A 6583-nucleotide genomic window follows, 5' to 3' on the forward strand; every position below is an offset into this window, starting at 1 on the left:
CCGTCCATACCGCCGCTCAGCGACAACCGGCCCGTCCGGCGCGGGAATCGCTCACCGCACCCCCTTCTCCCGCTCCTCCACGACGGAGTTGTACGCCGCGACCTGCGCCCGCCGCCCCGTCCGCTCCACCGGCCGCAACGCCTCCGCCCGCACCGCGATCTCGGACGCGCTGACCGCACCCCCGTGCCCGCTCTCGCGGGCCAGCGACACCAGCAGCCCGATCCGCTGCGCCAGCTCCAACACCCGCACGGCGCGCGGCGGATACCCCGGCGCCAGCACCTCGCGCCCGCGCTCGGCCCGCGCGCGATACGCGTCGAGCGCCGCCTCAGCGACCGGCCCCGAACCGGCCACGTCCAGCCGCGACAACACCGCCGTCGCGTCCCGCAACGCCTCCGCCAACTCCCGCTCGGCCTCCCCCAGCGAGGGCACATCGGCGGGCGGCGCCTCCCGCACCGGCAGGCAGTGCCAGACGACCTCGACATGGACGTCACCGGCGGGACCGGCCTCGTACACCTCCGGAACGAGGCCGAGCGCGGCGCCGTAGCAGACCACCGCCTCCTCGGCCTCCAGGGCCCGCGCGTTGAACTCGGGCGGGCCGCTCAGCCCCAGCGGATGTCCCGGGGCGGGCAGCGCGAGCCGCAGTCCGGTCGCCCCGAGGGTGCGCAGCCGTCCCAGCGCGAGGGTGAGTCCGACGGGCGCCGACTCGCCCGGCAGCCCTTCCACCCGGTGCACGGCGTCCTCGCCCACGATGGCGAGCACGGCGTCGTCCGGCGAGACAAGTCCGGCCAAAAGGGCGTTGCCCCAGGCGGTGAGGCGTCCTGAACGTGGTTCCGAGAGCATGGCCTCCACCCTAAGGACCGGACCGATGGGATGGACCGCCCGGCCGGTGGCGTAGATTTCTTCGAGGGCTGCGCCTACCGGCGCACGCGACAGCCGAGACAGGCCGACGATGCAATGGGAGACAGCGCGCTCATGAGCGATGTTCTGGAGCTGGAGGACGTAACCGTGGTCCGGGAGGGCCGGGCTCTGGTGGACCAGGTCTCCTGGTCGGTCAAGGAGGGCGAGCGCTGGGTCATCCTCGGCCCGAACGGCGCCGGCAAGACCACGCTCCTGAACGTCGCGTCCAGCTACCTGTTCCCCAGCAGCGGCACCGCCACCATCCTCGGCGAGACCCTCGGCAAGGTCGACGTCTTCGAACTGCGCCCCCGCATCGGCGTCGCCGGTATCGCCATGGCCGAGAAGCTCCCCAAGCGCCAGACCGTCCTCCAGACCGTGCTGACCGCCGCCTACGGCATGACCGCCGGGTGGAACGAGGACTACGAGGACGTCGACGAGCAGCGCGCCCGCGCCTTCCTCGACCGCCTCGGCATGAGCGACTACCTCGACCGCCGCTTCGGCACCCTCTCCGAGGGCGAGCGCAAGCGCACCCTCATCGCCCGCGCCCTGATGACCGACCCCGAACTGCTCCTCCTCGACGAGCCCGCCGCCGGCCTCGACCTCGGCGGACGCGAGGACCTCGTACGCAGGCTCGGCCGCCTGGCCCGCGACCCGATCGCCCCCTCCATGATCATGGTCACCCACCATGTCGAGGAGATCGCCCCCGGCTTCACCCACGTCCTGATGATCCGTCAGGGCAAGGTCCTCGCCGCGGGCCCCCTGGAGCTCGAACTCACCGCGCGCAACCTCTCCCTCTGCTTCGGCCTCCCGCTGGTCGTCGAGCAGGTCGGCGACCGCTGGACGGCACACGGTCTCCCCATGTCCTGACCGAACTCCCCTGAAAAATAGGGGTCGTACGGGCATATGCGCCCTGTCCGCGACCCGTCCCACCGCCCTACCATGACCTTGTGAACGACATCGGCGCTTGGGTGTGGTGGCTCGTCGGCGCGGCGGCACTCGGGATCCCGCTCGTGGTGACCGCGATGCCGGAGTTCGGCATGCTCGCCGTGGGCGCCGGCGCCGCCGCAGCGACCGCAGGGCTCGGCGCGGACCCGGTCCTCCAGGTACTCGTCTTCGCCGTCGTCTCGGTCGCTCTCATCGCCGTCGTACGGCCCATCGCCAACCGGCACCGCTCCCAACGCCCCCAACTCGCCACGGGAGTCGACGCGTTGAGGGGCAGACAGGCCGTGGTCCTGGAACGCGTCGACGGCTCCGGCAGCGGCCGGATCAAGCTCGCCGGGGAGGTCTGGTCGGCCCGCGCGCTCGACACCGACCGCGCCTACGAACCGGGCCAGGAGGTGGACGTCGTGGAGATCGAGGGAGCCACCGCGATCGTCATCTGACCTCGTAGGACTCAACTGAACCGAACAGCACACGAGTTGCGTGACGGTCTGACAGACTCGACCAGCAAGATCTTCAACAACCATAAGATCTTCCGAAAGCGCCGAGGCGGAGAAGGGTACGGGGAGCACGATGGAACCGGTCATCATCGTCTTGATCATCCTGGTGGTGTTGGTCTTCATCGCTTTGATCAAGACGATCCAGGTCATCCCGCAGGCAAGTGCCGCGATCGTGGAGCGATTCGGGCGCTACACGCGGACACTCAACGCGGGACTCAACATCGTCGTCCCGTTCATCGACACCATCCGCAACCGCATCGACCTGCGTGAACAGGTCGTGCCGTTCCCACCGCAGCCGGTGATCACCCAGGACAACCTGGTCGTCAACATCGACACGGTCATCTACTACCAGGTGACGGACGCGCGGGCCGCGACCTACGAAGTGGCCAGCTACATCCAGGCCATCGAGCAGCTCACGGTCACCACGCTCCGCAACATCATCGGCGGCATGGACCTGGAGCGGACCCTGACCTCCCGCGAGGAGATCAACGCGGCCCTGCGCGGAGTCCTCGACGAGGCCACGGGCAAGTGGGGCATCCGGGTCAACCGCGTCGAGCTCAAGGCGATCGAACCCCCCACCTCCATCCAGGACTCGATGGAGAAGCAGATGCGCGCCGACCGTGACAAGCGCGCCGCGATCCTCACCGCGGAAGGTACGCGCCAGGCCGCGATCCTCACCGCCGAGGGCGAGAAGCAGTCCCAGATCCTGCGTGCCGAGGGTGAGGCCAAGGCAGCCGCCCTGCGCGCCGAGGGCGAGGCCCAGGCCGTCCGTACGGTCTTCGAGGCCATCCACGCGGGCGACCCGGACCAGAAGCTCCTCAGCTACCAGTACCTCCAGATGCTCCCCAAGATCGCCGAGGGCGACGCCAACAAGCTCTGGATCGTCCCCAGCGAGATCGGGGACGCCCTGAAGGGCCTCTCCGGTGCCATGGGCAACCTGCCCTTCGGCGGAGGCAACTCCGGGAACTCCGGGGGCGGTTCGGAACGCCGAGAGAAGCCGTCCATCGACTGACCGGCATCCGCCACGACTTCGGGGCCCGCCTCCAGCGAGAGGCGGGCCCCGAAGTCGTCGTAGCCGGCAACCAGCGGCTGGCAGAAGGCTTTAGGCGGCCGGCTGCACCAGCCACTGCGGCAGGGCCTCGAAGTCCTCGGTGCCCAGCGCCAGCAGCATCGCGTCCGCGGGCGTCGGCTCGAACGGCCGCCGCAGCAACGGCATCCCGGCCTGCTCCGGAGTCCGGGCCGCCTTGCGGTGGTTGTCCTCCGCGCACGAGGCCACCGTGTTCAGCCAGGAGTCCTGACCACCCTGCGCCCTGGGCACCACGTGGTCGACCGTCGTCGCCCGCCTGCCGCAGTACGCGCACCGGTGCCGGTCCCGGACCAGCACACCGCGCCTCGACCACGGAGCTTGTCTTCGGAACGGCACCCTCACATACCTGCACAACCGGATGACCCGGGGGGCCGGTATGTCGACCGCGGCTCCGCGCATACGCAGTTCGGGGTGGGCCTGCTCGACGACAGCCTTGTCCTGGAGCACCAGAACGACGGCTCGATTCAACGACACCGTCGACAGCGGCTCGAAGCTCGCGTTCAGCACCAGCGTGTCCCGCATCCAGCCCACCTCCCATGTGCAACCGGCCCACCGTCCGGCGGGCTTGGATCAACTCTGGCCGGGCACGCCGAGATGGACAACGCAATAAAAAATGCCCGCCTCTGATCAATTCCAAGACCAGAGGCGGGCAAACGTTCAATGAACGTCAGTCTTGCGCGGGCGCTTCGTACTCACCGATCAGCTGGGCACGGGCCAGCGCGTGAAACCGCAGGTTGAAACCGACGACCGCCGGAGAAACGTCCGAGTCCGGACCGAGTTTCTCCGTGTCCACGGCGTACACCGTGAACACATAGCGGTGCGACCCGTCCCCGGGCGGCGGCGCGGCACCGCCGAAGTCCTTCGTCCCGTAGTCGTTGCGCACCTGTACGGCGCCCTCCGGCAGGCCCTCGAACTTGCCGCTGCCCGCGCCCTCCGGCAGCTCGGTCACCGAGACCGGGATGTCGAACACGGTCCAGTGCCAGAACCCGCTCCCCGTAGGGGCGTCCGGGTCGTAGCAGGTCACGGCGAAACTCCTGGTCTCGGGCGGGAAGCCCTCCCACCGCAGCTGCGGCGAGGTGTTGCCGGCCGCGTAGACCTGAGCGTCCTTGAGCGTCGCCCCCGGCTCGACGTCCGCACTCGTCACCGTGAACGACGGCACGGGCGGGTGGAAGTCATGGGGGAGGGGCCGCCGCCTCAGCTCGGTCACCTTGGTACCTCCTGATCGGAATCCTCAGTACGTCCCGAGCCTAGAACCAGTTGCGCCTGCTGCCGACCTCTGAGATCCACTGATTGAGGTACGCCGCCCAGTCCGTCCCGTGGAAGTCGTGCTGACCCACCTGGAAGGACCGGAAAGTGTCACTGCCCTCGCTGAACAGGCCCGGCTTCTTGTCCATCTCCAGGATGACGTCCATCGCGCTCTCGTCGGCCACGAAGGTCAGCTCGACCTGGTTCAGCCCCCGGTACTGCGACGGCGGGTAGAACTCGATCTCCTGGTAGAACGGCAGCTTCTGTCGTGTCCCCCGGATGTGACCGCGCTCCATGTCCGCGTTCTTGAAGCGGAAGCCCAGCTGGATGAAGGCGTCCAGAATCGCCTTCTGTGCGGGCAACGGATGCACGTTGACCGGGTCCAGGTCACTGGAGTCCACGGCCCGCGCGATCGCCAGCTCGGTGCTCACCCCGATGTGCATCCCGCGCAGCGCCTGGCCGTCGATCATCGTGACCGGCGTCTCCCAGGGGATCTCCAGGCCGAACGGCACGGTGTGCGCGCTGCCCGCCTGCAACTCGAAGGCACCGCCCAGCCGCACCTTCGTGAACTCGATGTCCTGCTTGTACTCCTGGTCGCCGCTCTCCACCTCGACCTTGGCCTGAAGTCCGACCGAGAGCCCCTGGATCTCCTGGTTCACGGACCCGCCCTGGATCCGCACCTCGCCCTGGACGACACCACCGGGAACGACGTTGACCTCGGTCAGCACCGTCTCCACCGAAGCTCCGCCGGCCCCCAGGCTCGCGAGCAGCTTCTTGAACGCCATGACTCTCCCTTTACGAATGGACCCTTGATCCCTACAAACGCGATCCGACCGCGACCGGTTCCGCGCCTCACCCTGGCAAGCGGACCGATCCTTGACCACCCCTTGGCACAAGTGCGTCTGGACTACCCTCGGACGCCATGATCGCGCCCCCGGACCGCCGGCCACTCCCCAGAGAGTTCTTCGACCGCCCCGTACTGGAGGTCGCCCCCGACCTCCTGGGCCGCCTCCTCGTCCGCACGACCCCCGACGGCCCGATCACCCTCCGCATCACGGAGACCGAGGCCTACGACGGCGGAAACGACCCCGCCTCCCACGCCTATCGCGGCCCGACCGCGCGCAACGGCGTGATGTTCGGTCCACCCGGGTACGTGTACGTCTACTTCACCTACGGCATGTGGCACTGCATGAACCTGGTGTGCGGTCCCGAGGGCACGGCGAGGGCGGTCCTGCTCCGCGCCGGCGAGATCGTCGAGGGTGCCGAACTGGCCCGCAAACGTCGACTCTCGGCCCGAAATGACAAAGAACTGGCCAAAGGCCCCGCCCGCCTGGCCACCGCCCTGGCCGTCGACCGCTCCCTGGACGGCACGGACGCGTGCACCACCGGCGAGACACCCCTGAGGATGCTGGCCGGTACACCCGTGCCCTCCCATCAGGTAAGCAACGGTCCACGCACCGGAGTATCCGGCGAGGGAGCGGTCCACCCGTGGCGGTTCTGGATCACCAACGACCCTACGGTGAGCCCTTATCGGGCCCATACGCCAAGGCGTCGGTCAAGTTGACGCGCCGTGGCGGGGTGCGTAATGTAGCCCGAGCCGCTTGACCCGGGTACGGCATTCGCCAGCAGCCGGAAGCGGCCAACCCACTACCTACGACTCCCTCTCAGCAGGGGCGCGTTCAGCATGCCCGCATGCCTGAATTCGAACTTGCGGAACTCGATTATGAGCTGGCGAGGGAATCGGCTAACGTAGTGAATGTCGAAAGGCCGACAGGCGAAAGCCCAAAGCATTTGACAATCCCGACCGACAGGGAATCGGGACCGGAAACGGTCTGATAGAGTCGGAGACGCAAGACCGAAGGGAAAAGCCCGGAGGAAAGCCCGAGAGGGTGAGTACGAAGGAAGCGTCCGTTCC

Annotated in this window: 8 protein-coding genes; 4 read left to right on the plus strand and 4 right to left on the minus strand. The window is 68.4% G+C overall.

Annotation, left to right across the window (positions count from 1 at the left end; translation table 11 throughout):
• Positions 1-51 precede the first annotated feature (51 nt).
• Positions 52-840, minus strand: coding sequence for a hypothetical protein (locus tag ACIQPR_RS32785; RefSeq protein WP_403655611.1), 789 nt, complete (start codon positions 838-840; stop codon positions 52-54).
• 132 nt (positions 841-972) lie between these two features.
• Between ACIQPR_RS32785 and ACIQPR_RS32790 the strand changes: the two genes are divergently transcribed.
• The 3 genes from ACIQPR_RS32790 (at position 973) to ACIQPR_RS32800 (ending at position 3348) form a co-directional block, all read left to right on the plus strand.
• Positions 973-1764 (plus strand): ABC transporter ATP-binding protein, encoded by a 792-nt coding sequence (locus ACIQPR_RS32790; protein ID WP_403655613.1) that lies wholly within the window; start codon positions 973-975, stop codon positions 1762-1764.
• Positions 1765-1844: 80 nt separating this feature from the next.
• Positions 1845-2279 (plus strand): NfeD family protein, encoded by a 435-nt coding sequence (locus tag ACIQPR_RS32795; protein WP_403655615.1) that lies wholly within the window; start codon positions 1845-1847, stop codon positions 2277-2279.
• Between the two features lie 130 nt (positions 2280-2409).
• Positions 2410-3348 carry an SPFH domain-containing protein gene (locus tag ACIQPR_RS32800; RefSeq protein WP_403655617.1) on the plus strand — a complete coding sequence of 313 codons (939 nt, stop codon included), beginning with the start codon at positions 2410-2412 and terminating at the stop codon, positions 3346-3348.
• A gap of 90 nt (positions 3349-3438) precedes the next feature.
• On the opposite strand, the gene ACIQPR_RS32805 is transcribed toward ACIQPR_RS32800, so the two are convergent.
• From ACIQPR_RS32805 to ACIQPR_RS32815, 3 genes are all read right to left on the minus strand, one after another.
• Entirely contained in the window at positions 3439-3945 is a 507-nt protein-coding gene (locus tag ACIQPR_RS32805) for an HNH endonuclease (RefSeq protein ID WP_403655619.1), read from the minus strand.
• A 145-nt stretch (positions 3946-4090) separates the two neighbouring features.
• On the minus strand, positions 4091-4630 hold the full coding sequence (locus ACIQPR_RS32810) for a YbhB/YbcL family Raf kinase inhibitor-like protein (RefSeq protein ID WP_403655621.1): 540 nt from the start codon (positions 4628-4630) through the stop codon (positions 4091-4093).
• A 40-nt stretch (positions 4631-4670) separates the two neighbouring features.
• Positions 4671-5453, minus strand: coding sequence for a sporulation protein (locus tag ACIQPR_RS32815; RefSeq protein ID WP_403655623.1), 783 nt, complete (start codon positions 5451-5453; stop codon positions 4671-4673).
• 137 nt (positions 5454-5590) lie between these two features.
• On the opposite strand from ACIQPR_RS32815, the gene ACIQPR_RS32820 reads away from it, so the two are divergent.
• Positions 5591-6232 (plus strand): DNA-3-methyladenine glycosylase, encoded by a 642-nt coding sequence (locus ACIQPR_RS32820; protein WP_403655625.1) that lies wholly within the window; start codon positions 5591-5593, stop codon positions 6230-6232.
• The last annotated feature ends 351 nt before the right edge of the window (positions 6233-6583 follow it).

The organism is Streptomyces sp. NPDC091280, from assembly GCF_044768565.1.
Taxonomy (GTDB): Bacteria; Actinomycetota; Actinomycetes; order Streptomycetales; family Streptomycetaceae; genus Streptomyces.

Bases quoted from the DNA above. Each gene is read 5' to 3' on its own strand.
- ACIQPR_RS32790 (WP_403655613.1), top strand. From the start codon at position 973: ATGAGCGATGTTCTGGAGCTGGAGGACGTAACCGTGGTCCGGGAGGGC.
- ACIQPR_RS32820 (WP_403655625.1), top strand. From the start codon at position 5,591: ATGATCGCGCCCCCGGACCGCCGGCCACTCCCCAGAGAGTTCTTCGAC.
- ACIQPR_RS32805 (WP_403655619.1), bottom strand. From the start codon at position 3,945: ATGCGGGACACGCTGGTGCTGAACGCGAGCTTCGAGCCGCTGTCGACG.
- ACIQPR_RS32785 (WP_403655611.1), bottom strand. From the start codon at position 840: ATGCTCTCGGAACCACGTTCAGGACGCCTCACCGCCTGGGGCAACGCC.
- ACIQPR_RS32815 (WP_403655623.1), bottom strand. From the start codon at position 5,453: ATGGCGTTCAAGAAGCTGCTCGCGAGCCTGGGGGCCGGCGGAGCTTCG.
- ACIQPR_RS32800 (WP_403655617.1), top strand. From the start codon at position 2,410: ATGGAACCGGTCATCATCGTCTTGATCATCCTGGTGGTGTTGGTCTTC.